Below are 556 nucleotides of genomic sequence, written 5' to 3'. Positions count from 1 at the left end.
GCGAGAAAAATACTGTGCCAACCAAAGCTATCCGCTAAAACCACACCCAGTTGAGGTGCAAGTGCTGGTGATAGTGCCACCAACGGCATGATGGTGGCAAAAATTTGCTGGCTACTGCTGGAGTAACGCTTGATTACCATCGCTTGCCAGATAACCGCATGAGCACACACGCCGATTGCTTGCACAAAGCGCAGTGTCAGTAGCTGCCAAACTTCATCGCAGAATGCTAAGCAGAATGAGGCAATGGTAAAGAGCACCAGTCCTGCGGCCAGCGTATTGCGGTGACCAAATTTATCCGATGCTAATCCCCACATCAACTGACCAAAAGCCATACCTACAAGAAATACGGTCAGAGAAAGTGCGATTTGTTCGGGACCTGTAGCAAAGTCGATTTCCATCGCTTTGAACGCAGGTAAGTACATGTCAGTGGCAACAAAGCCAAGCATAGATAAAGCTGCAAGATAAACGAGCTGTGGTTTTGATATTTTCATGATTCAACCAATCAAATTATTTAATCATTTTTTAATCAATATCAGTTGGCGCCAACCCTGATTTA

General features: G+C 45.3%; 1 protein-coding gene. It reads right to left on the bottom strand.

Translation table 11 applies throughout. The features are described 5' to 3' along the window. The coding region (locus R7Q09_RS27530; protein WP_318144130.1) for an MFS transporter at positions 1-491 on the bottom strand (491 nt) is incomplete at its 3' end. Positions 492-556: the final 65 nt, after the last annotated feature.

The organism is Vibrio sp. 2130-1, assembly GCF_033339515.1.
This window is presented reverse-complemented; position numbering and strand designations above follow the sequence as displayed.